The following is a 26,783-nucleotide window of genomic DNA, read 5'->3' as shown; positions in this document are numbered from 1 at the left end:
TTAGTCTTTTTCTTATTTTATTCATTTTATATTTTCTGAAATATTACAAATAAATTCTATTTCATTAAAAGCTATTTCATCAAAGGCTATCACATTTTCCCAATGTAATAGCCTTACAGTATTATAGTATCATTTAATTATATGTTCCTACAAGTATACTTTCATCACCGTCAGAGTCTTTTTCCCATATTTTAAAGTAGAAAACTCCTATATTATCACTATCGTTTTTATCTATCATACATCCTCCATAACTTATTGTATATTCTCTTCCAGTATCAGTTTTTATTCCAAAAATATATCCACCAAAATATCTATAAATCCATTCATAATATCTTCGTTCTCCACCTCCACAATTTCCGGTTATTTCTTTATATTCAACTATTTCGCCATCTATAAATTCATATATCTCGTCAATATTTCTATCTATCTTTCTACTATGATTCATTAACTCATTTTCTGAAAAAACTGACTTTATCTTTTCTTTATCTTTATTTTTTAATCCTTCATATATTTCCAAACCCATATCCCAGACTTGTTCATCAGGTGTTTTACTTTCGTTATTATCTGTCGATTCAGAAATTGTTGTTTTATTTTCACCTGTACACGCAAGCATAAAAATACTTACTAAAATTAATGTTATTGCTATCGTTGCTTTCTTTGGTGTTTTTCTTATTTTATTCATTTTCTATTCCTTTACATATTCTAAATAATTTCTATATTATTAGAAACTCTTTCATCAAAGGCTATCACATTTCTCAATGTAATAGCCTTACAACATTATGACATCACCTAATTATATGTTCCTACAAATATACTTTCATTGCTGTCAGAGTCTTTTTCTGATATCTCAAAGTAGAAAATTCCGATATTGTCACTATCTTTATCATCTATCAAACAGCCTCCATAATTTATCATATATTCTTTGCCAGTATCCGTTTGTATTAAATCTATATATCCATCATAAAATTTTTCAATCCATTCGTAATTTCTTACTTTTCCTCCTGCACCTCCTCCATATATACTTTTATAGTTAACTATTTCACCATCTATAAATTCAAATGCTTCGTCAATTCCTTTATCTATCTTCCTGTGATGTTTTAACATCTGATTTTCAGAGAAAACCGCCTCTATTCTGTCTTTATCTTTATTCTTTAATCCCTCATATATTTCTAATCCTATATTGTTGATTTCTTCATTATCTAATTTTGTCTCTTTTTCGCTTTCAATTTCAGATGTTTTTGACTTATTTTCACCTGTACACGCAAGCATAAAAATACTTACTAAAATTAATGTTATTGTTATCGTTGATATCTCTAGTCTTTTTCTTATTTTATTCATTTTCTATTCCTCTACATATTCTAAATAATTTCTATATTATTAGAAACTCTTTCATCAAAGGCTATCACATTTCTCAATGTAATAGCCTTACAAAATTATAGTATAAATTAATCAACCGTTCCTACCAATATACTTTCATCACTTTCAGAGCCTTCTTCCCATATTATAAAGTGGGAAATTCCTATATTATCACTATCGTTTTTATCTACCATACATCCCCCATAACTTATTGTATATTCTCTTCCGGTATCAGTTTTTATTCCAAAAATATGTCCACCAAAATATCTATAAATCCATTCGTAATATCTTTGTTCTCCACCTCCACAACTTCCGGTTATTTCTTTATATTCAACTATTTCGCCATCTATAAATTCATATATCTTGTCAATATTTCTATCTATCTTTCTACTATGATTCATTAATTGATTTTCTGAAAAAACTGACTTTATTCTGTCTTTATCTTTATTTTTCAATCCTTCATATATTTCTAAAGCCATATCCCATATTTGCTCATCAGTTGTTTTACTTTCGTTATTATCTGCTAATTCAGAAATTGTTGTTTTAATTTCACTTGTACACGCAAGCATAAAAATACTTACTAAAATTAATGTTATTGCTATCGTTGCTTTCTTTCTCATTTCACATATTCCTCATTATACCATATTACATAAATACATTTGTTTATACTGTCAAAAACAAGATTTTCTTTATCTATATCTTGATATTCTGTACTTTTAGCAAATAAATAATACAAATCTTTATGTTCAGATAAATCTATTTTTCCTATAGTAATCATTTTATCCGGATCAGGTTCTGTATACTTTACATTAAAACCTGTAATCCACCATTGATTAACTATTGGTTTCCAGCTAAATACATTTTCTATATTACCATTATCATAATAATTATATAAATATAATTCCATTGGAACCTCATAATCTATTGCATCATATTGTTCTGTTTCTGAATATTCACCTTTGTATTCATATAATCCTATTTCTGCACCTGACTGAAGATTCCAATAATCACCTTTCCATATCCAAAGTGCATATTGCTTATCATCAATATTCGCTTTTAATCTCCCTTTATTCATATATGAGCCTATTTTAAAAATTTCATCATAAAAAACATTATATCCAAAATTTCTTTGCCATGCATCAGGCTGTGAATGGTATGCCATACATTGATTATCATATACGAATCTTAAAACATATGCACCAAATTCTGCATTACCATCAGCTATATTTATTATAACTTTTATATCATCTTCAACTACATATTTCAATATTTATAGACCAACTTGCCCTGAACGGCAATTATAAAGCCCTGAACGACAATTTTTTATAATAAAAAGCTGTAATATTGAAAATTTAAACTTTCTAATATTACAGCTTTTTCACTATACCATATTATTTATCTCTTAATCAACTTTAGGACAATCTGACAGACTCTTTTCTATCTCTTCATCTGTTGGTATATAATCGCTCATTAATCCATCATTATATTTCTGATAAGCGACCATATCAAAATAACCTGTTCCGGTAAGTCCGAACACGATATTCTTAGCTTCTCCTGTCTCTTTACATTTCATAGCTTCATCTATCGCAACTTTTATTGCGTGACTGCTTTCAGGAGCAGGAAGTATACCCTCTACTTTTGCAAACTGTTCTGCTGCCTTAAATACTTCTGTCTGCTCAACGCTTCTTGCTTCAATTAATCCGTCATGATATAACTGTGAAACTGTTGAACTCATTCCATGATATCTTAATCCGCCTGCATGATTTGCTGATGGTATAAAGCCACTTCCTAATGTATACATCTTAGATAATGGGCACACCTTTCCGGTATCACAATAATCATATACATATCTTCCTCTTGTAAGACTTGGGCATGAAGCAGGTTCTACTGCGATTAATTTATAATCTGCCTCTCCTCTTAACATTTCCCCTGCAAATGGTGAAATAAGACCTCCAAGGTTAGAACCGCCGCCTGCACAACCAATAACCATATCAGCTTTAATTCCATATTTATCTAGTGCTGCTTTTGTCTCAAGTCCGATTATCGACTGGTGTAATAATACCTGGGATAATACAGAACCTAATACATATCTGTAGCCTTCCTGTGATGTAGCTGCTTCTACTGCCTCTGAAATAGCACAGCCAAGACTTCCTGTTGTTCCCGGGAATTCCTCATTTATTCTTCTTCCGACATCAGTAGTCATCGATGGTGATGGTGTTACTTTAGCACCATAAGTTCTCATAACCTCTCTTCTGAATGGTTTCTGTTCATAAGAGACTTTTACCATATATACCTGACAATCTAAATCAAAATATGAACAAGCCATAGAAAGTGCTGTTCCCCACTGTCCTGCTCCTGTCTCTGTAGTTACACCCTTTAATCCCTGCTTCTTAGCATAATATGCCTGGGCTATTGCTGAATTAAGTTTGTGGCTTCCTGAGGTATTATTTCCCTCGAATTTATAATAAATATGTGCCGGTGTTCCTAACTTCTTCTCAAGACAATATGCTCTTACAAGTGGAGCTGGTCTGTACATTTTATAGAAATTTCTTATCTCTTCAGGGATATCAATATATGCTGTTGTATCATCAAGCTCCTGTTTAGCTAATTCCGTACAGAAAATTCCTGATAACTCATCAACTGTTACAGGTTTAAGTGTCGCAGGATTAAGTATTGGAGCTGGTTTATTCTTCATATCAGCACGCACATTATACCACTGCTTTGGCATCTCATTTTCCTCTAAATAAATCTTATAAGGTATCTCTTTACTCATTTTTAAATCCTCCATTTCCGTTGGTACTCCATACCTCTGAATATCTTCATAAGATATACGATACATAGTAGTTTAATGATAACATAATTGGTTGTTTTTTCATAGTTATTATTTAAGTAAATGCTAAATATTTATAAGTAACGAATTTTTCTTATTATCATAATCTAATTATATACTAAAAAAAGGAGAGTAATATGTACAACAATTTTAACACCTATCAGACGAATGACAGACGTGAATGTCCTTGTGGTATGGCATCCATGCAAAGACCACAAGACAATTGTTCTGACCTGCCTGCCGCAATGGCTTATGTACCATGGCAATATTTCACACAGGTCTATGAATTGCCTATGGCTTTACAGGCAGGAACTATATTTCCTGAATTAAATAAACCATTCAGAGGTTCTAAAGGAGGTAAAAAGTGCGGATGCAGACAATGAATAGAAGTCAATTATTACAATGGATTAATGAAGTCAGTTTTGCCGTAACTGATATCTCATTATATCTCGATACACACCCTGATGATAAAGATGCATTAGCATTCTTTATGAAATACAATGCCGAACGTCAGAAAGCCCTCAGATTATATAACAACCAATTTGGTCCGTTATTGTTAGATAATATAGCAAATACTAATTTCTGGAACTGGGCAACTGACCCATGGCCATGGGAAGGAGAGTGTTAACTTATGTGGAATTATGAAAAACGACTTGAATATCCTATTAATATTAAACAGACTGATCCTAAAGCAGCAATGTATATAATCAGCCAATATGGAGGACCTGATGGAGAACTTAGTGCTTCAATGAGATACCTGTCTCAAAGATATACCATTCCTTATAGAGAAGTAGCTGGCTTATTGACTGATATAGGTACCGAAGAACTGGCTCATTTTGAAATGATTGCCACTATTGTTCATCAGCTCACAAGAAACCTGACTCCCGAAGAGATAAATAATTCAGGCTTTGGTAATTACTATATAGATCACACTCTTGCACTGTGGCCACAGGCTGCCGGAGGAATTCCATTTAACGCCTGCGAATTCCAGTCTAAGGGCGATCCTATAACAGACCTTACTGAGGATCTCGCTGCTGAACAGAAAGCCAGATCTACCTACGACAACATTCTACGTGTAATTAAAGATCCTGATGTAGTAGAACCAATCAAATTCCTGCGTGCCAGAGAAATCGTTCACTTCCAGCGTTTCGGTGAGGCACTTAGAATAGTCCAGGAACATTTAGACTCCAATAACTTCTACTTCTGCAATCCAGCAATTGATAAAGAATGTGGTACTAAATAATTTAGTTAAATATACCTTTGAATGCATTTACTAAATATATTATCTAAATACTATATCTAATATTCTTACTAAGATATTAGATAATTTTCTTAATTAGCTTTTCAAAAAATAGTTTTATCAAAAAGGCAACTTCTTAAGCCCATAATTTACTTAAGAAATTGCCTTTACTCTTTTTATTTATAACTCATTTTTATTTATAACTCATTTTTATTTATAACTCAAACTATACACTGAATTTTGCAACTTATATTCGTCTGTTAAAATAAATTTGACAGCTACAAATTTACTTAATGCAGATAATAATTATTTTACCTGATTAGCCTCATTTATATTTCCATTCATATAATCAGTTGCATTCTGAAGTGTTGTATTACTTATTGATTCTAATGCTTCTTCTGTCAGAAAGCCCTGATGTGATGTAACGATGACATTTGGAAATGATAACAGGCGTGCTACAACTGAATTATCTAAGATATCATCTGCCCTGTCCTCAAATACATTGTTAGTCTCTTCTTCATATACATCTAATGCCACACCGAAGAATTTCTTAGCTCTTATTCCCTGAATTAAATCATTTGTATCAACTAATGCGCCTCTTGATGTATTTACTAAAATCACATTATCTTTCATCTTAGCAATTGTGTCTTTGTTAATCATATGATAATTGTCCTCTGTTAATGGGCAATGCAGTGATATCAGGTCACTTTCTGCTAGAACTTCATCAAATGACTTATATTCCACAAAATCAAGATTAGGATTAACATAGGCATCATAAGCAATTACTTTCATACCAAGACCTTGGCATATTCTGCACATTGCTGCTCCAATTTTACCTGTACCGATGATTCCTGCTGTTTTACCGAAGAAATTAATGCCGGTAAGACCTGTAAGTGCAAAATTATTCTCTCTTACCTTAATATAGCTTTTATGAAGATGTCTGTTTACCGCAAGTGCTATTGTAATGGCAAATTCTGCTACTGCCTCAGGTGAATATCCAGAAACTCTGAGTACTGTAATTCCGTATTTATTAGCGGCTTCTACATCTACGTTATTAAAACCCGCACATCTAAGAAGCAATAATTTGATTCCAAATTCATTTAACTTCTCCAATACTTTTGCGCTGCAATCAGAGTTTACAAATGCACATACGGCATCATATCCTCTCGCAAGTGCTACTGTTGACCTTGATAAATCAGTATCTAAATATTCCACCTCTATATTACTAAATTTAACTAATTCCTTATCAAATGAATCTACATCATATTTCTTAGCATCGTAAAATAATATTCTCATCTCTTACCTCCATTTCCCACATTTTGAATATATGCGTATAAACTGCTTATATCTATGTAGTATGTAAATATTTATAATAAATATACAAAATATGAATTTTAAATCAATAATTATTACTGTTTTTATTATAATAACATCTAGGAATATTTTCGTCAATAGTTTTTTCATAATTTTTGCATCTGACAGCATTAACTTGCACACGATACATCATAAATCAAGTATATCACAGATGGAGACCCCATTTTAAGCATCTGGCAATGAGTAAACTCAAATAATAAAAAGAGAGTGGCTAATCTATACATCAACTAAATAACATATAGCCTTAATTCACTCTCTTTATAATTTTAGCAATAATTACTATTTTATTCTAGAAACCCACTGCTGTATTTAATATTTCATTTAATGCATTTCCACTACTCGTATGGCATCTTACAACTTCAGCATTACATTTTTCAGCTTCTGTTATTGCACAATGAACCATTTTGTGAGATACAGTGTTTGTAAAAAGTATAATCAAATCCGGACTTCCTATCTTTGTACTAAGATTACCAGACATTTGTGTAAATACTTTAGCTTTACAATTATGCTCTTTACATATCTTTTTATATTGGCAGACCATACGGTCATGGCCACCTATTATAACTACACTCACTATAGACCTCCATTTTAAACTAATGCAGCCAATTGTTTACCTAGTTCTTCACATTCTGCAATTGCATCAGCATCAGGAGCTTCATTACAGATAAGTCCCTCACCATTTAATACTGTTGCTCCTGCAGCAGTCATTCTATCTTCCCAGTCTCTCATCCACTGACCATCACCCCAGCCGTATGAACCAAAAAGTGCAATTGTCTTACCATTTATGAAGCTCTCGATATCCTGTACGAATGGCTCCATTTCAGATTCTTCTAAAACTTCAGCTCCCATTGCCGGACACCCCATTGCAAATGCCTTAGCATTTTTAACATCATCTACTGATGCGCTGCTTACGAATACCACATTAGCTTCTTTACCTGCATCTGTTATACCTTTTCCAATTGCCTCTGCCATTGCCTGTGTATTTCCTGACTGTGACCAGAATATTACTTCTACTTTGCTCATTTTTATGTCCTCCGTTTTATTTAAAATAATTTTTTATGTTGCATAAATGTCAATTATATCTGACATACTAAGCCCATTTGAAAGTAAATGAATCAATGTTTCCTCGGCGACTTTAAATTTATCAAATAATTTAACTTTGGCTTTCTGGTTCTCATAGACTTTCCAATATCCGGAATATAAAAAGTTCTTACCATTATTCTCCACAAAACCAACTACGTCTTCTACAGGATAACCAAGTAACAATCCCATTTCATGTGGAAAACTCTTATCGCCCTGTATATATGCTTCATATCTGAGACTAAATGTTCTAAGAATTTTATCAATCTGTAACGACTTATAGCCTGCTTTCATAAGTACATTTCTAACGTTCTCATCTGACAGAAATTCTTCTAATTCATTTCGTCTGAATAGTAAAAATGTGGTTTTAGTTCTGGTCTGTATAAGTCTGTAATATGAAATCCCAGTACGATTTAGTATTCTTTTCACAACTTCCTCATTACCTTTTGAAATAATCAAAAGATTCGAAACCTTTAGTCCTGTTATGAGTGGTGCACATTGTAACGCAAGCTGGGTTTCAATATTTTCTAAATCCATTCCCTTGACTATCTCGTATATTTCCTGACTCATAATACCTCCATATTTTCATTTAGTTAGTTTTGTCTAACTGATGTTTATTCTAGCTAATTATTATTTATTCGTCAAGTAGTCTAAATGATAAGAACTCTCAAAACCATATTCGGTTATGAGAGTTCTTATCATTTAGCTTTTTGTTTAATTATTTACTTAACTAATTTTAAGTATACTTCAAATTATCCAACTATATTCAATATAAATATTTCTAATTAATTCAAAAGATTCTGCATACTCTTAATACTTATAAATAATGTTGACGTATTATGAAACAATGCTGATGTTGTAGGCTGTATAATACCACTAACACCTAATAATATAAGTCCGGTATTAAAACATGCAATATTTCTGTAATTCTTACTTATTCTTTTCATTAAACTGTCACTTAACAGTTTAAGTGTAACAATATTATATAAATCATCAGAACCAATTGTTATATCTGCTATTTCTCTTGCTATCTCTGCTCCATCACTTATAGCGATACCTACGTCAGCAGCCGATAATGCCGGAGAATCATTTATACCATCTCCAATCATTATTACCTTTCTTGATTTAGCCTTTTCTTTTTCTACAAATTTTGCCTTATCTTCTGGAAGCACTTCTGAATAATATTCATCAACGCCAACCTTCTTAGCAATTACTTTGGCTGTTCTGTCACTGTCACCCGTCATCATTACGATTTTACTGATTCCTGCTCTTCTTAGAGAGTTAATAACTGCTTCTGCCTCTTCCCTTAATGGATCCTCGATACATATTACGGCAGCTAAACTGTCACCTATTGCAAGATATAGATGGGAATATTCATTTGGTAAATTTTTAAATAATTCTTCTTTACCTTCTGGAACAACACATTTTTCATCTTCGAATACAAAATGATAACTTCCAATAATAACCTTCTTATCATTTATCTTTGTTGAGATTCCATGTGCTACGACATATTCAACCTTAGAATGCATCTCTTCATGGTCAAGCTTCTTAGCTCTTGCTGCTTCTACAACCGCATTTGCTATTGAATGAGGGAAATGCTCTTCTAAGCATGCTGCTATTCTTAATAATTCATCTGTCTCATAGCCATTGAATGAAATAACCCTTGCTACAGTAGGTTTAGCCTTAGTAAGTGTTCCCGTCTTGTCGAATACTATAGTATCGGCATTAGCAACTGCTTCTAGGAATTTACCACCCTTGACAGTTATATTATGCATACTTGCTTCCCTGATTGCAGAAAGTACTGAAATAGGCATAGCTAACTTAAGTGCACATGAGAAATCAACCATCAATACGGACAATGCTTTTGTTACATTTCTGCTTAAGAGATATGTAATTCCCGTTCCTGCTAAAGTATACGGAACAAGCTTATCTGCTATATGTTCTGCCTTACTTTCAAGTGCAGATTTAAGTTTCTCCGATTCTTCAATCATCGTAACTATCTTCTCAAACTTACTTGAACCACCTGTTTCTTTAACTTTAATGGTAATTTCTCCCTCTTCCACAACTGTTCCTGCATATACGTAACTGTTTTCACACTTTCGTACAGGTGCAGATTCGCCTGTAAGTGATGCCTGGTTAACCATAGCTTCACCGTCAGTTACCTGACCATCAAAAGGGATTATCTTACCCATTCTCACAACCACTTTGTCGCCGACTTTAATCTCAGAAGACGGAACTAACACTTCATTATCATTTTTAACCAACCATACTTTGCCAACATTTAAAGACATTGTTCTTGCTAAATCATCTACTGATTTCTTATGGGTCCATTCCTCTAAAATTTCACCGATTCCAAGTAAGAACATTACTGAACCTGCTGTTTCAAAATCACTTCTGATAACAGATACACCAATTGCAGTTGCATCTAATACTGGTACTTCAATCTTCCTATGCCATAAGCAATTAAGTCCTTTGCAAATATATTTAACAGACATAACAGTTGTAACACACGCTCTTACAGGATATGGCAGAAACAATCTGCCTGCATATCTTAAAATTACTTTATTAACTAATTTTTCCTGATATTTAGCATTCAATTCTCTTCCTGAATTCTCAACTAATCCTGTAGGGACTTCCACTTCATCATATCTGAAGTGCTTAAGAAGTGTAACTATCTCTTCTCTGTCTCCTATATAATTAATTGTTGCATCAGAAGTTCTATCGTACACTTTTGCAAATGTGACATATTTATTATTATTCAGGTAAAAAGCTAATATATCTGCCTGTGCATAAGTCATCTTGTTTTGAATTATATGTACCCTTATACGACCTTTTATTTCATGCTTAATAATAAATTTCAATGTTTAAACCTCTTAAGAAACACTATTCTGCTTCAGTCTGTGCAGTTTCTTCGTTTTCTTTTTCTGTTACATCTTCTGTTACATTTTCGGTTGTTTCATCTTCTACAACAGCTTCACTGGCAGCTCTTTCTTCGTTAATAATCTTTGCTTCTGCCAAAATATCCTCTGCATTCTCCTGGATATTAGTTGTAACTTTCATTACAGTTTCTTTAGCTCTTAAAACTGCTGCTGTACAATTAGTATAGAGCTTCTTAGCATCTTTACTTGAAAGAATCTTAATTCCTGCTGTACCAAATAATACGCCTGATGCAAATATTCCTGTCTTCTTTAAATCGATTTTTGATAATTTCTTTAACATAATAGTCCTCCATTCTGCAGATACAACATATTAGAATATTTCCAACTAATTCATATAATCAATCTTATATTATTCTATATTTTACTATTCTGCTAACAATATAATGTTTACAATGTAATTAAAGACCATCATCTGGTCTTTAATCGTTACATATTTTATAATATATTTTATCTTTTTTTTCAAGTTCTGTATGGCTCTATTTAATCAAATTTCACGCATTTTCCGCCCTGTTGATAAACTTTATCAACAGGGCGGTTGTTATAATACATTATACTTCTTTATTCTACATTTTTAAGTGCTTCGTCCATTGGAACATTCTTAATCTTTCTATATTGCAACATTGCTACAACAACATATGATATAATTCCAATTACAAACATCTGAGGATATATCTTAGGTTCAATATAAAACTTTAGCCAGCCTGTCAATGATGACATCATACTTCTATATAATATTCTTAATATATATGTTGATAATACCATACCGATAATCATTGAGATAACTATCACTATTGATGTTGACATAATATACAGACCTGCTATTTCCCTGTTTTCATAACCTAATATCTTAACCATCGAGATAGATGTCGCATTCTTCTCAATTATGAGCTTAGTCAGAAGATAAATCAGAAGGACAAATAATATGATTGCAAATATATTGATTATGTTAAACATCTCTCCCATTGAAACTTTTAACTGTCTTGATACCTTAGTTAAATCATCTTCAGTAATCTTTGTAAGCACATAATTATCCTCTATATCTGTTAACTCTTCATTCGAGAAATATCCGTTAAAGTATCCGTCCTGAACTTCAAATAATTCCCTATAATAATCCTCATTCATAAATACAGCTATAGATGATGGATATGTATAGATTCCTTTTATCCTAAATTCGTATTTTTCACCACTATATTTATTATGTAATTTGAATTTATCACCCTTTTTAAGTAGATATTTATCAGCAAATGAATCAGAAATATATACTTCATCGCCGCTTAACTTAAGGTCAATATATTTACTGTTTTCATTAATTCCATAGATACCAACTCCTTCATCGTTAAACTTCTTTGATGAAATATCAAGTGATGTATAACAATATTTTTCAGCCTCTCCATTTCCAGTTTCAACAGGTGCTTTCAGAACATATTGATATTTAGAAATCATATTATCAAGTGTTTCTTTCTGGAAATGTGTTAAAAGAGGACTCATTCCCATGCCAAATATCAATAATACATATGCAAATAATATTCCGACAAATAACGTAGCATAACTTGGTATGTTCTGGAGTATTATTCTAAGTCTGAATCTCTGAAGAAACTTAAAATGTGGTAATCGTACTGCTTTCTTTTTCTTTGACTTAGATAAATCATGTCTTAAAAACTTAAGTGGTGATAGCTTAAGTTTTATAGAAATAAGCACCATATTTATTACAATCATTATAATTAAGGGTATTATTGTTGTCAGAATAAATGCTTCTGCATTCCATATTGTTTTATAAGTTGGCAGGCTGTAACTTCCATAATACATTGCTGCCATTATATTTTTAAATACTGTATAACCAAGTATATTACCGACTAGGGCAGCTATTAATGTTGTTATAACAGGTAATGATATGTAATGTCTTAACAATTCACCTCTTGTATATCCTGAAGCTCTTAGAGTGCCTATTACCGTAGATTCTTTAGTAATTGTATTATTAGTAGTTACTGCAAATACAAACGCTAAAATTGTTATAAGAATATATAGAAGCATAATCATCATTGCCTGATCGCTTCCCATATCTTCTCCGGTAAACTGTATTGCCTGGTTACCATATCTAGGTATGTATTTGACAATTTCAGCACTACTGTTTAATTCCTTCATAAATCCGTCTGATAACTTCTTTTCCTCTGTATCATTTGCCGGCTTATCATTATATATCCATGAGTAATCATAATGTACTTTTGCGTTGTCAAATACTTCATATCCATCTTCAGTAACAATTGCAACACCGAATTTAACCGCATCAAACATTACATCTCCATTATCAGAGAATAATGCACTGTAGTCTGATAAGGCTACAAGACCTGTAACCTCAAGCTTTCTTCCTGCTACTTCTATCTTATCACCTACAGATACCTTATTATTATCAGCATACATTCTATCTATTGCAATTTCATCAACCTTTTTAGGCATCTTACCTTTCATAAGGCATACTTTATTAACCTCTTCTCTATTCTTAAAAATTCTGAGTGTGCTGTCAATTTCTCCATTCAGATTGTTATCTGTATCACACTCAATATAGTTATTATCATAAATTGTTACTCCATAGTTTTCTAATGAAGATATCAATTTATCATCAGCTTTTTCCATAAGCTCAAAGTTACCATCTTCAATATTATACTTATCAAAACTTTCATCATAAGCTTTTATCATGCTTGAATCTGCCACTAAGAATCCCGATATAAGACCGATTGTAATAGTCATAAATAAGAAAATAACTAAATATTTTCCGATTTCACTCACAAATTCTTTTGGCAGTCTTTTGCGTAATGGATTTTTCATCATATCTTTCCTTTCAAAAATTAAGTCTTTTCCTTAATTTATTTTCATATTTCACTTATCACTATAGATTAATTACCAGTCAAGCTCGCTTGCTGATATCTTTTCTTCGTTTATATAAGACTTACGAATCTGTCCATCTCTGAGTTTTACTACTCTGTCTGCCATATTTTTAATTGCATCATTATGTGTTACCATTATTACAGTTGTACCATACTTATGACTTACTTCCTCAATAAGTTTAAGTATCTCCTTCGAAGTGTTATAGTCTAATGCTCCGGTTGGTTCATCACATAACAAAATATCAGGATTTTTGACAATTGCACGGCCTATTGAAGTTCTCTGCTGCTGTCCACCGGACAACTGGTTATGAAGTTTGTGTCTGTGTTCATACAGTCCTAATGTCTTAAGCAAATCATCAATATCTAAGGGATTATCACTAAGATATGCACCTACCTCTATATTCTCCTTAACATTAAGGTTAGGAATGAGATTGTACATCTGGAAAATATATCCTAAATGTTTACGTCTGTATTTAGTAAGAGTTTTCTCATCCATATCCTTTATCTTCTCACCGTCTATTGAGATATATCCACTGTCAGCACCATCTATTCCACCGATTATATTAAGTAATGTAGATTTACCTGAACCAGATGGTCCTAACAGTACACAAAACTCACCTTTATTTACTTCAAAGTTAATTCCCTTTAAAACCTCTGTTTTATTAGAATCAGTTCCAAAACTTTTTTTCAAATCTTTTATCTCTAAAAACATTTCTTTACCTCACTTTCATATGAATGTCTGTTCATATGTGTATACTATCATCTTATTTTTTCATTGTCAATCAAAAAAGAGATGTTGATATTTTTTATCAACATCTCTTTTGTTTTAATCACATATACAAGGCTGAACCTCAACACTTTGTATATTCTGATTATTAATAATGTATCCGCATGCTTTAAGACCTTCTAAGATAACCTTGTTCCATTTATTTGCCGACAAATGATGTGTTGTATCATCATCTAATTTAATAACACACGCATCTTTTACTTCGCACGTCGAACCACACGCAATTTTATACATATTTTTTCTGCTTATGGCGCCAATTTCTTCAAGGGTATTAACCATTCGGTATACAGTTGCAGTTCCTATAGATGGTTCTATCTTTGATGCCTGATAATATATTTCTTTACAGCATGAGCAATCTTCATTTAATATAATATCCAATAAAATCAATCTCTGTTTAGTAATTCTACAACCGCGTTCTTTTAAACGATCTATCACAATTTCTCTTTGCATTTCCGTTCTGAGATAATTCTGTGAATCATTTTTATTTACTACCTGATTACATTTTTCCATTCCGGTTAATCTCCTTTCTCTATAGTTTCGTCACAGACATTTTCTTAATGGCAATGACCTCCACAATGCTTGCAATCGCCTCCGCATTGTATTGACTTACCATTTTTCTTGTCTCTAACCATACTATAAATTATTAATCCAACTATTACCGCTACAAGAACTGCTACAAAAATTGTTCCCATAATTTCCTCCAATCCGAAGTTTACTAACTTCGCAAAAGCACACATTTACATTTTACAATCTGTTTAATCTTACTTTTTATTTAACTTAGCACTATCAAATCTAAGTGTCTTACTCTCTTTATATGGTCTGAAGAGAAGATATAAGAATCCTATGATTAATAAGATAGCTACTACCGTTGCTATACCAAAGCTTATTTCTCCGATAATTAATGCACCTATCTGGTAAATACAAAGCGAAACAACATATGCAAGTAATGTCTGATATCCAATTGCGAACCAGAACCATTTTGTATTGTTCATCTCTCTCTTAATAGCACCCATAGCTGCAAAACAAGGCGCGCAAAGGAGATTGAATACAAGGAACGAATACGCTGCAATCTTTGTCATATTCTCAAAGTCAAGTACACCGAATACACCTACAACTTCTTCTTTTGCAACTAATCCCATAATTGTAGCAATTGTTGCTTTGATGTTGTTGAAACCAAGAGGTGCAAAGATAAAGCTTACTGCGTTACCAATCTTACCAAGGATACTGCTTTCAAGAGCTATATCAGGGTTAAATCCAAACTTGCCACCTTCGAAACCGAATGATGAACCAGCCCAGATAATGATTGATGAAAGAAGAATTATTGTTCCGGCTTTCTTAATGAACGACCATCCTCTTTCCCACATACTTCTTAATACATTTCCAACTGTTGGCATGTGATATGCTGGTAACTCCATAACGAATGGTGCAGGATCTCCTGCGAACATCTTTGTTTTCTTAAGTATGATACCAGAGCAGATAATTGCTGCGATACCTACGAAGTAAGCACTAGGTGCTACCCACCATGCTCCCTGGAATAATGCTGTTGCAATAAGAGCGATAATTGGTAATTTAGCACCACAAGGGATAAATGTTGTTGTCATAATTGTCATCTTACGGTCTCTGTCGTTCTCGATTGTTCTCGATGCCATAACACCAGGAACACCACAACCACTACCGATAAGCATTGGAATAAATGATTTACCTGATAAACCGAATTTACGGAAAATTCTATCCATAATAAATGCAACTCTGGCCATATAACCACAAGCTTCAAGAAATGCGAGTAAAATGAATAAGACAAGCATCTGTGGTACGAAACCAAGTACAGCACCAACACCGGCTACAATACCGTCAAGGATAAGTCCTTTTAACCATCCAGCACAATGTACTGCATCAAGACCTTTTTCTACGAGTACAGGAATACCAGGTACCCAGATACCATAATCTGCTGTATCAGGAGCATCCTCCATGGCTTCGTCAACAGTTTCTGAAATATCATATCCTGCTTCTGTTAATGATTCACCATATGTACCATATTCTTCTTCAAATGTAGCATAATCTTCATCTTTAATTGCGCCAAGAATATTATCGGCACCGATAACACCTGCTTCATCTGCTGCTTTAACCGTTTCAACTACATCATCTGTCCAGATGTTTTCTACTGCATAGTCATTTGCTGCTTTTTCATAAGCACTTGAACCATTTCCAAATAAGTGCCAGCCATCACCAAATAAACCATCATTTGTCCAGTCTGTTACGAATGTACCTACTGTACTTACTGCAATATAGTATACGAGGAACATTATTGCTGCAAATATAGGTAATGCAAGCCATCTGTTTGTAACGATTCTATCAATCTTATCAGATGTTGTTAATGTCTTCTTCTTAGCTTTCTTTAAGCAATCTCCGATTATAGAAGAAATATATACATATCTTTCGTTTGTAATAATACTTTCTGTATCATCATCAAATTTATCTTCTAACTCTTTAATTTCATCATCAACTTCAGGAACGATATCTAATAAAGTCTGAATTTTATCATCTTTCTCAAGTAATTTGATTGCAAAGAAACGTTTCTGTTCTTCTGTAACTACATTTGCAAGCTTTTCTTCTACTTTAGTAATTACAGCTTCAACATCTTTGTCAAAGCTATGTACAGGAGCAACTCTCTTCTTGTCACTTGCTAAAGCAACTGCTTTCTCTGCTGCTTTCTGAATTCCTGTTCCTTTAAGAGCAGATATTTCAACCACTTCGCATCCAAGTTTCTGACTTAATTTATCAGTATTAATTGTGTCACCTGTTTTCTCAAGAACGTCCATCATATTTACTGCCATAATTACCGGAATACCAAGTTCCATAATCTGTGTTGATAAATATAAGTTTCTTTCAATATTAGTACCATCTACAATATTAATAATTGCATCTGGTTTCTCATTAATAAGATAGTTTCTTGCTACAACTTCCTCTAATGTATAAGGTGATAAAGAATAAATACCAGGCAAATCAGTTATTACTACATCTTTATGATTTTTTAACTTACCTTCTTTTTTCTCAACTGTTACACCAGGCCAGTTACCAACGAATTGGTTTGAACCTGTCAACGCATTAAATAATGTGGTTTTTCCGCAGTTTGGATTACCTGCTAATGCAATTTTAATTGACATAAATCTCCTCATTTCTGCGACACTTCTTTAATTCAGATTAATTAGTTTATATATGTGTCGCTATTATAAACTTCTGAATATATAACTGTTATAACTTTTCATTGTACGTTTTGTCTTATTTTTGTTAGTGTTAACTAACACGGGGGCAAAAAAAATTTGTCTGAAATAAAATCTGTAAAACAGATTTTATTCTACTTCTATCATTTCTGCATCGGCTTTTCTTAATGATAATTCGTAGCCTCTTACAGTTACTTCTACAGGATCTCCAAGAGGTGCAACTTTTCTTACAAATATCTCAACACCTTTTGTAATTCCCATATCCATAATTCTTCTTTTAACCGGACCATCACCTGTAAGTTTCTTAACTTTAACAGTTGTTCCGCACTCCACTTCTCTAAGTGTCATAATGCATTTCCTCCATTCTTGCCTTTTTGTAAAGTATATAAATACTTTTTTTATACAAATAACATATAAATGTTATCTTGTCATAATTGTTAGGAACTAATAATACTGCACTATCAGTTACATTTATATGTAACTATGCTAATAATTAATACTTATAGAACTCTTTTTATTATCAGTTATATTTTATACCATTATTTTATTAGCCATATCTTTACCTATAGCCACTCTGGAATCCTTAACATTAACAATCATATTACCATCAATTTCTGATATAACTGTTACCGTTCCACCTGCTACAAAGCCGAGGTTCTCCAGAAATCTACGTGTTTCTTCTTTACCGCCAACCTTTTTAATTACATTAGGTTCACCTGCATTAACCATTGTTAAAGGCATCATATCATCCTCTTTCTATATTGATAATATTTTTCAAAACTCTTTTCTTCGAAAGTTAGTATAGTCTAACATTCATTAGGTGTCAATAACTTTTTTAATTTTTTCTGCATATTTTTCTATATATTTTGAATTCAATATATTGTATATCTATTTTCTTTACAAATATATTTAATATTTTAGTTCTATATTATTAGGAAAATATATACTATCTAATTTTAGAAATTTGTGGTATAGTATTATATAATGATATGATATCTTAAGGAATGTGAATTTAAAAATTATTTAAAATAATAAATAAAAGGAGCTTTAATAATGAGAGCGTTTATAAACGAATCTTCTGAAAATTATTTAGAAACAATTTTGGTATTAAGTAAGAAATTACCTGTTGTTCGTTCTGTCGATATTGCTAATGAATTAGGCTTTAAGAAATCAAGTGTAAGTATTGCAATGAAACATCTTCGCGAAAAAGACCATATTACAGTTACAGATGCAGGATACATATACTTAACTGATACTGGTCGTGAAATAGCAGAAATGATTTATGAAAGACATGAGTTATTATCAAAATGGCTTGTCAAATTAGGCGTTAATCCTGAAGTTGCAGATGAAGATGCCTGCAAGATGGAACACGTACTTAGTAAAGAAACATTTGAAGCACTAAAAAAACATGTAAATGGTGCTGAATAAATAATATTCTGATTCAATTCACAGACATTTAAACCAATGATTCCGTCTATGACACACACTTGATTTATGACATATCGTGTGTGTGAGTTATATGCCGCCAGATGCAAAAGGTAGGTGCAGCAAATCACCGTTCAAGCAAAGTACGTTTGATTTACTGCACATAATAGACTTTGCAGAGGGCGGCATTTACTCACACCCGATTAAGGAATCAGAAAATAAGAGACTCTTCACACAGCTCCTGTTTTCAACTGTTAAAATATGCATCTATTCCATTTGCAATTCCAATCACAATTTTATTCTGATAATCCTCCGTAGCCATTAATCCATCTTCAGTCGGATTAGACATATATCCCATTTCTATAATCGTGGTAGGTACGGATGCCCAGTTAATTCCACTCATAGTATCAGTTTCCCATACCTTTTGTTTTCTTGCACCTGTACTTTCAATATATTTATCTAATACGCATTGTGATAATTTTCTGCTTAATCCATATATATTACCATTATATGGATTAGATGGTGTCTGACATATTGTCATCGCACCATTTGTACTACTGTTCTCAGAACCATTAGCATGTATCCTGATAAATGCTTCTGCACCTGCATTATTTGCAATCTGTGCTCTTGCGCTATTACTGATATTAACATCATTGGTACTTCTTATCATTATGATATTATATCCTCTGGTTTCTAATTCTTTCTGTAATTTAAGGGCAATACTTAAGTTAAGTTCATATTCAGCAAGTCCGCTAACGCAACCTGCTGTTCCACTGCTTACTTTAGCTTTTACTTCTGATGCACCCGGTCCTACCGGTTCTTTTTCATTATTGCCATGTGCCTGATGTCCTGCATCAATTGCTACTAGATGTCCACCAGTTCTTGGTATGTATGAACTTGTCTCTTGTGCGGTTGTGACAGGTTCTGGTGTAGTTTCAGCCACCGTAGTAGTTGTGGATTCTTCTGTTATGATCTCTTCTGTTGTAGTTTGTTCAGCGGTCTCTTCTAATTTATTTGTTTCTACATTCTTATCTGTCGCTTCTGTTGTTTGCGTAGTATTTACTGACTTTGTTGTGTTTCCATCTTTTTTATTATTTTTACTCTTCTTACTACCTCCACAGGCAACTAATACTACTGTCATTGTTATTAACGCAATTAGATATATTAATTTCTTCATTTTCATACCTTTCCTTATTCTCAGAGTTATAAGATACAATACATTGATAACTTATTTTCATTATATAATTTCACAAACAAATACAGGCCATATAATATGACCTGTATTCAAAATTCTTAAATATATTCTTCTTCTCTGAATGTAGCAAATGCAATATTTGTAGCATGATCTGATACTCTTTCGAAGTTTGAAATCAAATCAGAGAATATTGCTGCCTTAGGACTACATTCGTTCTTAGACATACGACGTACATGATTTCTCTGTAACTGTTTTTCTAAATCATCTACTTCATCTTCTAAATCCATAATTTCTTTAAGATGTTCTTCATTTCTCTCAGTAAATGCTTCTAATGCAAGTTTCACTTCCTTATTCATAACATCAAACATATGTTGTAATTCCTCCGCACCCACTTTACTGAATTCTATTGATTCATTAAGCTTTGTCTGTGCAAATTCCGCAATATTTTCTGCATGGTCACCTATACGTTCAATATCACTTACAACATGGTAATAGCCAGCTATGTTCTTTGTCTCACTTACTGGCAGCATCTGATTTATCTTAACTAAGAAATCGGTAATCTTCCTGCTAAGGAAATCAACTTCATGTTCTCGTTCAAACACTTCATTAATTATATCCTTATTGCCTTTCATTAACGCTTCCATACTTCTTTCAAGGTTATAATTAGCAATCTCACCCATTCTCTTAATCTCATTTGTTACCTCTATCATAGCAATAGCCGGAGATACCGCTGAATCAAGACTAATATATTTTAATTCATATTTTTCTTTTTGTTTATCTTCGCCAGGTACAAGCCACTGTGTAAGTTTTACTATCCAGCCTGCAAATGGGAATAAGATAATAACCTGGAATACCTTAAATATAGTATGTGTATTAGCTACGGCACGTTTAGGATCAGCTGAAATAGCATTAATCCAATGCTCAACATATCCTCCAAATGGTAATAAAATAAGTAACATTATTATTGAACCTATAATATTAAACATAAGATGAATAAGGGCAGCTCTCTTAGCATCTTTCTTACCTGTAAGACCTACTAATACAGCAGATGTACAGGCACCTATGTTACAACCTAAAATAACATAGAAACACATTGGTAATTCTACAAGTCCACTTCCGGCCATCGTTACAAGAATACCTACCGACGCAGATGAACTCTGTAATATCGTAGTAATAACAAGTCCTACCAAGATTGCAACTAAAGGATTCTTAAGTGAACTAATCATCTTCATTACTGTAACAGAATCTTTTATATCTGCCATAGAATTTTTCATAAGGCTCATTCCTAAAAATAATGCGCCAAAACCAAAAAGCACCTCGCCGACTTTGTTGACCGTTTCATTCTTAAAGAACATAATCATAACAACACCGGTAATTACAAATATTGGTGCAATACTATCAAGATCAAATGCTACAATCTGTGCTGTTACTGTTGTACCAATGTTAGCACCCATAATTACACCTACAGCCTGCATAAGATTCATAAGTCCTGAGTTAACAAAACTTACAACCATAACAGTAGCTGCACTTGAAGACTGAATAATAGCAGTAAAAATTGTACCGACGATAACACCTATAAGTCTGTTCTTGGTACACCACTCTAAGATTGTTTTCATCTTAGAACCTGCTACTTTTTCTATTCCTTCACCCATAAGCTTCATTCCATAAAGGAATAGTCCTAATCCCCCAAGCATACTTATTATCATTGTACTGCTCATAATTTTCCTTTCAATATACATATAGTTATGTATTTTCTAATATTCAATTATAGTATAGACATTTTTTATCAAAAAAAAGCATCCTTATATACAATAACCTATATTCCGGAAATAAACAAGTAAAATTTTACCTAATTTTAAATTCGATTTCACATAAATTCATACATAAATTACAAAGACCTTTTAAAGTTATATATTATATCTTAAAATATATAAACTATAAAAGGTCTTATAAATCCAAAAATATTTAAAACTTATTTATGCATTCTGAATTCAAAATCTTCGTCAGCAAATCTAAGCTGAGCTCCGTGTGGAATAAAGACTTCCTCATCAGTTCCTATTAATACTCTGTTTAAATATGTATGATTCTTCGAATTATTGTCTACAACAAAGTATTCTTTACCATGTCTTATAATATAAGCATGTTTATCATCAATAGCTAAGTTATCTGATATACAATAATCAACATTTTTCTCATCTTTACCAATATAGAATGAATCTTTATCAATCTTTATCTCCTGATTATTAGATAATCTTATTAGATATGGTTCTATCTCTGGTTTTGAAACAGTTGGAGGAACTTCTTCTGTTTCAGCATCTTTCCCAGATACTTCATCTATCTCTATTGTCTCTTCAGTTACTTTTTCATCTATAACTTCATCTGATGTCTCTGCAACATTCTCTTCTAATTCAGGTTGAATCTCTGTATCGTCATCATTAGCAGCTTCCTGCTCGGTATCTTCTGCTGGCTCTTTTTCTACATCTGCATCATTTTTATCTTCTTCTGTTTCAGCTTCTACAGTTGTATCTTCTTCGTCTTCTTCCTCAACCACTTCTTTATGTTCAAGTCCGAGCATATCTTCTAATTCATATATGAACTTGTCCAACGTATATGATTTAGGATTAAGAAATGTGATAAGTTTACCTACATAATCACCATTTTCATCTAAATCAAACTGTGAACTAAATAATACATTCTTAAAAAAGTTGCATATATTACCATCATTAATAACTGTAAGTAATGGGAGACATAATAACCTGACATCTCCATTTTCAGGATTAACGTATATCTCTTTTCTCTCTAGTGAAAATGATGTCCAGTTAATCATATATTCTGATGATTCCCTAATCGTATTAGCAATACCATAGAATACTTTTAATAATCTGTCTTTTTTAACATATTCACCGAGATATTCTTTCATTGTAACCAATCCCGTTATATCATATCTGAAATATCTGTCATTCTCTACCTGTACCGGCTGTACTGGTAAGAAACCTTCTATATCATTGTTAACCATCATACCTAATGTAAGATTGTCAATTCTGTCGTTAGATTTAAGGAGATATTCAGCAGTAACTTTTTCTTCATCGTTCTTTATGTTTAAATCTATCATATATTATTACCTAACCTTTCTGTAATCTTCAATATGTATGTAACTATTCAACGATCTGTCCAAATATCGCCATCTTAGACATTGTATCTAATACTCTCTGTTCCGTTTTCTCTTTAATAACATTAATTTCACCTATTACATTAACGCCTGAAAGATGTAGTACACTACAATTTCTATTAACAAATCTGTTATAGAGTATATTAGTTTTCTCTATATAAGAGCAATCATTCACTTCATCATATTTTTTGATAATCTCAATGTTTCTCTCAATATTCTTATTAGAATCAGGTAATCCACTTCCTACAAATATAACTTTCTTAGCTACATCAAGAACTGAGAAATTAATCTTAGAAATTGCACTCTCTAAGTTAACTATGATGATATCATAATTCTCTAACTCTCCAATTGTCTCATATAACTTTTTAAATCCATTTTCCAAATACATAACTAATTCAAAAGCACAATCTTCATTATTAATGAAGTCAAAGCCAAATTTCATATCTGTTATTATGGCTTTCTCTAAATCTTCCTTAGTAAGTTCCCCGTTTGCTGCCTTAGTTAAAATATCACTAAATGGTACATCCGTTCTTGAAACATCAAAAAATCTTCTCATTGTGCTGAACTGTTTGAAATCAAGATATAAAATATTAGTATTATCATCTGCATTAGCAATTGCAAGAGAAATACCTGTTGTCGTGCTGCCCTCACTGTTTCCTGCCGAAATAAATGCGTACACATCTGGAGTTCTACGTTTCTCTCTGATTCTTTCTTCCTCAGCTTTTCTCTCTTCTTCTAATCTCTTCTGCTCTTCTTCAGCTGCTTTTCTTTCTGCCTCTAATCTTTCTTCTTCAGCCTTTCTTTCTGCCTCTAGTCTTTCTTCTTCGGCTTTTCTTCTCTCTTCTTCAGCCTTTCTTTCAGCTTCTAATCTTTCTTCTTCAGCTTTTCTTTCAGCTTCTAGTCTTTCCTCTTCAGCTTTTCTCTCTGCTTCTTTCTTCTCAGCTAATAATTTATCATAGTTCTTGCCGATATTATATAATTCACCAGCAATATTCTTAACTTTCTGATACTTGCATACTACTGGTGTTCCATCTTCCTCTTTAACTGATTTTAATTCTGATAAATATACTATTGCACATTCCTCCGGTATCTGGGAAATATCATAGTTAATCATCTTATTAATTGCAAAAACCTTTACTTCATGTGCTTCTATTACCGATAAAACGTCTTCTGTACTATTACATGGGAATACCTGTAATTTTTTAGAAAATTTTTCACGCAAAGCAACTAATACCCTGTTTTGATAGTTCTGATCCTGATCTAAAATTGCTACCCTGATTTGCATACTAGTACCTTTCCTTTTCTTTTATTTTCACATAAAACAACCTCACAAATTCATGATTCTATTTTATAAATTTGCTTCCGATATGTCAAGTAATATCTGCCTTTTTAATGCATTTAAATCAGGGAATTTTCTCTCTTCTCTTATGAATTTTATAAACTCAATTTTCACTTCTTTATCATAAATATCTTCATTGAAATCTAATATATGAGTTTCGACTACAATTCTTCCATCTTCTTTAACTGTTGGATTAATTCCGACATTTGTAATACTCTTAAAGACTCTTGAATCTATGTGTGTATTAGTCTTATATACACCTCTTGGAGGCAGAATTTTATTCTCATCAGGACTTATATTAATAGTTCTGGTATCTATCTTTCTTCCATTCTGTTTTCCTGCTACAACCTGTCCTTTTATAAAATAATTATAACCAAGCATTTTGTTTGACATCTCTATATTACCCGAAGTCAGATAATCCTTTATATTTGAACTGCTGACCTTTTCACCATTTGACATAACATCATCTGCAACTATAAGTTCATATCCTGACTCAACCGCATATTTCTCGAGCATCTCTACATTTCCACGTCTGTTTCTTCCAAAACAGAAATCTCTGCCTGTCACAATTACCTTTGCACCCATACTTTTAACTAATACTTCTTTAATAAAATTTTCAGGCTCAATTGCCATGGTTTCTTTATTAACAGGATAGAACACAAGATTATCTATACCTAATTCATTACATATATCTATTCTTTCAGCCTTAGTTGTCACACTCGGCAGATGTTTTATTCCTGTTGTATCGAATGAAAAAAGTACTGTTTCATAACCATATTCTTTCTTTTTCTCATTAATAATGTTAATAAGTCTCTGGTGTCCTAAATGAAATGCATCAAATTTACCTAATGTTACTGCCGAATTATTAACACGAATATCCTTTGTCTCATCATAGATATGCATATTCTTTCACACTTTCTCCGTTTCTCGGTATTAAGCCATAAACATTTTCTCTGGTTTATACAATCCACTTTCCTTATCTATTTTATATACTGCATAAAATCTTCCCTCACAATAGACTCTGTATAATATCTGATTATTATCATAAGCTCTGGTTTCATAATTTATTGCACCAGTATTTCCATCAGTATTATCAGCCACTTTATTCCTTTCCATAAACATTTCAGAAGTTAATACATTTCCATTTAATAATAGCTTTTTAAATCTATCCTTAACAATTAATTTCGGATAGTCAAGGATATCCTCTGTTTTAACTAATATTCCTGACTCTTCTAATCTGTCATCAGTCACAATCTGTTCAATTTCCGAAAGTTTTACACTGTCGTCAAGCTTAAATATACCTGTCTGGGTTCTTAGTAAATATCCCATACAGCCATATACACCTAACCTCTCACCTATATCGTTACATAAAGTTCTTATATATGTTCCTTTGCTGCAATTAACTCTGATTCTTATAACAGGTAGTTTTATTTCTAATATATCAATTCCATATATATAAATATTTCTTGGCTTCCTATCTACTACAATTCCCTCACGTGCTAAATCATATAGCTTTCTGCCATTTACTTTAAGTGCCGAATACATTGGTGGAATCTGGGCATAATCACCCTCGAAACTCTTAATGGCATTAGATATCTCTGTATCTGATAGTTCAATTGTATCACTATATTTTTCTATAATTTCACCTGTCATGTCCTGTGTATCTGTCTTTAATCCGAGAACTAACTCTGCTTCATAAGTTTTTCTCTTTTCCATTATAAGGTCACATAATTTTGTCGCATTTCCTATACAAATTGGAAGCACACCCTCCGCCTCCGGATCAAGTGTGCCTGTATGCCCAATTTTTTTAGTTTTTAGTATACCTCTTAATTTCGCAACAACATCATGTGATGTAAAACCTTTTTCTTTATATACATTAATTACACCATTAATATTATTGTTCATTCTAATCCTCATTTCCAAGCGATTAATCGCAAATAGACGAT

The 26,783-nt window shown here is 32.4% G+C and carries 28 protein-coding genes; 4 read left to right on the top strand and 24 right to left on the bottom strand.

What is annotated here, in order from left to right; translation table 11 throughout:
- Positions 1-133 precede the first annotated feature (133 nt).
- From OCV48_RS03355 to OCV48_RS03335, 5 genes are all read right to left on the bottom strand, one after another.
- On the bottom strand, positions 134-682 hold the full coding sequence (locus OCV48_RS03355) for a DUF5104 domain-containing protein (protein ID WP_147591142.1): 549 nt from the start codon (positions 680-682) through the stop codon (positions 134-136).
- A gap of 107 nt (positions 683-789) precedes the next feature.
- Complete coding sequence (locus OCV48_RS03350; protein ID WP_147591141.1) at positions 790-1,338, bottom strand: DUF5104 domain-containing protein; 549 nt, start codon at positions 1,336-1,338, stop codon at positions 790-792.
- Between the two features lie 107 nt (positions 1,339-1,445).
- Positions 1,446-1,976 carry a DUF5104 domain-containing protein gene (locus OCV48_RS03345; protein ID WP_147591140.1) on the bottom strand — a complete coding sequence of 177 codons (531 nt, stop codon included), beginning with the start codon at positions 1,974-1,976 and terminating at the stop codon, positions 1,446-1,448.
- The gene (locus OCV48_RS03340) at positions 1,973-2,623 is read right to left on the bottom strand and encodes a DUF4474 domain-containing protein (protein ID WP_147591139.1); all 651 of its coding nucleotides are present in this window, start codon (positions 2,621-2,623) and stop codon (positions 1,973-1,975) included. The genes OCV48_RS03345 and OCV48_RS03340 overlap by 4 nt, the downstream gene beginning before the upstream one ends.
- Before the next feature lie 135 nt (positions 2,624-2,758).
- Positions 2,759-4,129 (bottom strand): TrpB-like pyridoxal phosphate-dependent enzyme, encoded by a 1,371-nt coding sequence (locus tag OCV48_RS03335; protein WP_147591138.1) that lies wholly within the window; start codon positions 4,127-4,129, stop codon positions 2,759-2,761.
- Between the two features lie 194 nt (positions 4,130-4,323).
- Here OCV48_RS03335 and OCV48_RS03330 point away from each other — a divergent pair, with 194 nt between their 5' ends.
- The 3 genes from OCV48_RS03330 to OCV48_RS03320 are packed head-to-tail and all read left to right on the top strand — an operon-like array spanning position 4,324 to position 5,429.
- Entirely contained in the window at positions 4,324-4,569 is a 246-nt protein-coding gene (locus OCV48_RS03330) for a spore coat associated protein CotJA (RefSeq protein WP_317246804.1), read from the top strand.
- Positions 4,557-4,814, top strand: coding sequence for a spore coat protein CotJB (locus OCV48_RS03325; protein WP_147591137.1), 258 nt, complete (start codon positions 4,557-4,559; stop codon positions 4,812-4,814). The genes OCV48_RS03330 and OCV48_RS03325 overlap by 13 nt, the downstream gene beginning before the upstream one ends.
- A 3-nt stretch (positions 4,815-4,817) precedes the next feature.
- Positions 4,818-5,429: a manganese catalase family protein gene (locus OCV48_RS03320; RefSeq protein WP_147591136.1), complete on the top strand. Its 612-nt coding sequence runs from the start codon at positions 4,818-4,820 to the stop codon at positions 5,427-5,429.
- Positions 5,430-5,732: 303 nt separating this feature from the next.
- Here OCV48_RS03320 and OCV48_RS03315 read toward each other — a convergent pair whose 3' ends face one another.
- The 13 genes from OCV48_RS03315 to OCV48_RS03255 form a co-directional block, all read right to left on the bottom strand.
- Positions 5,733-6,722: a 2-hydroxyacid dehydrogenase gene (locus OCV48_RS03315; RefSeq protein ID WP_147591135.1), complete on the bottom strand. Its 990-nt coding sequence runs from the start codon at positions 6,720-6,722 to the stop codon at positions 5,733-5,735.
- A gap of 367 nt (positions 6,723-7,089) precedes the next feature.
- The gene (locus OCV48_RS03310; protein ID WP_021982503.1) at positions 7,090-7,374 is read right to left on the bottom strand and encodes a DUF2325 domain-containing protein; all 285 of its coding nucleotides are present in this window, start codon (positions 7,372-7,374) and stop codon (positions 7,090-7,092) included.
- A gap of 14 nt (positions 7,375-7,388) precedes the next feature.
- The gene (locus OCV48_RS03305) at positions 7,389-7,823 is read right to left on the bottom strand and encodes a flavodoxin (RefSeq protein WP_147591134.1); all 435 of its coding nucleotides are present in this window, start codon (positions 7,821-7,823) and stop codon (positions 7,389-7,391) included.
- Positions 7,824-7,856: 33 nt separating this feature from the next.
- Positions 7,857-8,450, bottom strand: a complete 594-nt coding sequence (locus OCV48_RS03300) for a DUF3793 family protein (RefSeq protein WP_021982505.1) — start codon at positions 8,448-8,450, stop codon at positions 7,857-7,859.
- Positions 8,451-8,665: 215 nt separating this feature from the next.
- A complete protein-coding gene (locus OCV48_RS03295; protein ID WP_147591133.1) occupies positions 8,666-10,741 on the bottom strand; it encodes a heavy metal translocating P-type ATPase in 2,076 nt (691 codons plus the stop codon).
- Positions 10,742-10,763: 22 nt separating this feature from the next.
- A complete protein-coding gene (locus tag OCV48_RS03290; protein ID WP_147591132.1) occupies positions 10,764-11,099 on the bottom strand; it encodes a DUF6110 family protein in 336 nt (111 codons plus the stop codon).
- Positions 11,100-11,377: 278 nt separating this feature from the next.
- Complete coding sequence (locus OCV48_RS03285; RefSeq protein ID WP_147591131.1) at positions 11,378-13,642, bottom strand: ABC transporter permease; 2,265 nt, start codon at positions 13,640-13,642, stop codon at positions 11,378-11,380.
- Positions 13,643-13,714: 72 nt separating this feature from the next.
- On the bottom strand, positions 13,715-14,413 hold the full coding sequence (locus tag OCV48_RS03280) for an ABC transporter ATP-binding protein (RefSeq protein ID WP_147591130.1): 699 nt from the start codon (positions 14,411-14,413) through the stop codon (positions 13,715-13,717).
- 114 nt (positions 14,414-14,527) lie between these two features.
- The gene (locus OCV48_RS03275; protein ID WP_147591129.1) at positions 14,528-14,998 is read right to left on the bottom strand and encodes a transcriptional repressor; all 471 of its coding nucleotides are present in this window, start codon (positions 14,996-14,998) and stop codon (positions 14,528-14,530) included.
- Between the two features lie 44 nt (positions 14,999-15,042).
- On the bottom strand, positions 15,043-15,180 hold the full coding sequence (locus OCV48_RS03270) for a FeoB-associated Cys-rich membrane protein (protein ID WP_021982511.1): 138 nt from the start codon (positions 15,178-15,180) through the stop codon (positions 15,043-15,045).
- Between the two features lie 69 nt (positions 15,181-15,249).
- On the bottom strand, positions 15,250-17,652 hold the full coding sequence (feoB, locus tag OCV48_RS03265) for a ferrous iron transporter B (protein ID WP_147591128.1): 2,403 nt from the start codon (positions 17,650-17,652) through the stop codon (positions 15,250-15,252).
- A gap of 186 nt (positions 17,653-17,838) precedes the next feature.
- On the bottom strand, positions 17,839-18,060 hold the full coding sequence (locus OCV48_RS03260) for a FeoA family protein (RefSeq protein ID WP_147591127.1): 222 nt from the start codon (positions 18,058-18,060) through the stop codon (positions 17,839-17,841).
- A 180-nt stretch (positions 18,061-18,240) separates the two neighbouring features.
- Positions 18,241-18,453 (bottom strand): FeoA family protein, encoded by a 213-nt coding sequence (locus OCV48_RS03255; protein WP_021982514.1) that lies wholly within the window; start codon positions 18,451-18,453, stop codon positions 18,241-18,243.
- Positions 18,454-18,762: 309 nt separating this feature from the next.
- Here OCV48_RS03255 and OCV48_RS03250 point away from each other — a divergent pair, with 309 nt between their 5' ends.
- Positions 18,763-19,137: a metal-dependent transcriptional regulator gene (locus tag OCV48_RS03250; RefSeq protein WP_021982515.1), complete on the top strand. Its 375-nt coding sequence runs from the start codon at positions 18,763-18,765 to the stop codon at positions 19,135-19,137.
- A 244-nt stretch (positions 19,138-19,381) separates the two neighbouring features.
- Here the strand turns inward: OCV48_RS03250 and OCV48_RS03245 are convergent, their stop codons facing one another.
- The 6 genes from OCV48_RS03245 to truB form a co-directional block, all read right to left on the bottom strand.
- Complete coding sequence (locus tag OCV48_RS03245; protein WP_147591126.1) at positions 19,382-20,311, bottom strand: N-acetylmuramoyl-L-alanine amidase family protein; 930 nt, start codon at positions 20,309-20,311, stop codon at positions 19,382-19,384.
- A gap of 116 nt (positions 20,312-20,427) precedes the next feature.
- Positions 20,428-22,047, bottom strand: a complete 1,620-nt coding sequence (locus OCV48_RS03240; RefSeq protein ID WP_021982517.1) for a Na/Pi cotransporter family protein — start codon at positions 22,045-22,047, stop codon at positions 20,428-20,430.
- A 254-nt stretch (positions 22,048-22,301) separates the two neighbouring features.
- Positions 22,302-23,441 carry a DUF6382 domain-containing protein gene (locus OCV48_RS03235; RefSeq protein ID WP_021982518.1) on the bottom strand — a complete coding sequence of 380 codons (1,140 nt, stop codon included), beginning with the start codon at positions 23,439-23,441 and terminating at the stop codon, positions 22,302-22,304.
- Positions 23,442-23,484: 43 nt separating this feature from the next.
- On the bottom strand, positions 23,485-24,783 hold the full coding sequence (locus tag OCV48_RS03230) for a P-loop NTPase family protein (protein ID WP_262558782.1): 1,299 nt from the start codon (positions 24,781-24,783) through the stop codon (positions 23,485-23,487).
- Between the two features lie 63 nt (positions 24,784-24,846).
- Positions 24,847-25,740, bottom strand: a complete 894-nt coding sequence (locus OCV48_RS03225; protein ID WP_147591125.1) for a bifunctional riboflavin kinase/FAD synthetase — start codon at positions 25,738-25,740, stop codon at positions 24,847-24,849.
- 30 nt (positions 25,741-25,770) lie between these two features.
- Entirely contained in the window at positions 25,771-26,742 is a 972-nt protein-coding gene (gene truB / locus OCV48_RS03220; protein ID WP_147591124.1) for a tRNA pseudouridine(55) synthase TruB, read from the bottom strand.
- Between the last annotated feature and the right edge of the window lie 41 nt (positions 26,743-26,783).

Origin of the sequence: Bovifimicola ammoniilytica (genome assembly GCF_025567085.1) — a bacterium.
Lineage (GTDB): Bacteria > Bacillota > Clostridia > Lachnospirales > Lachnospiraceae > Bovifimicola > Bovifimicola ammoniilytica.
Note: the sequence above shows the minus strand (reverse complement) of the source record. Positions and strands in the feature narration are given on the sequence as shown.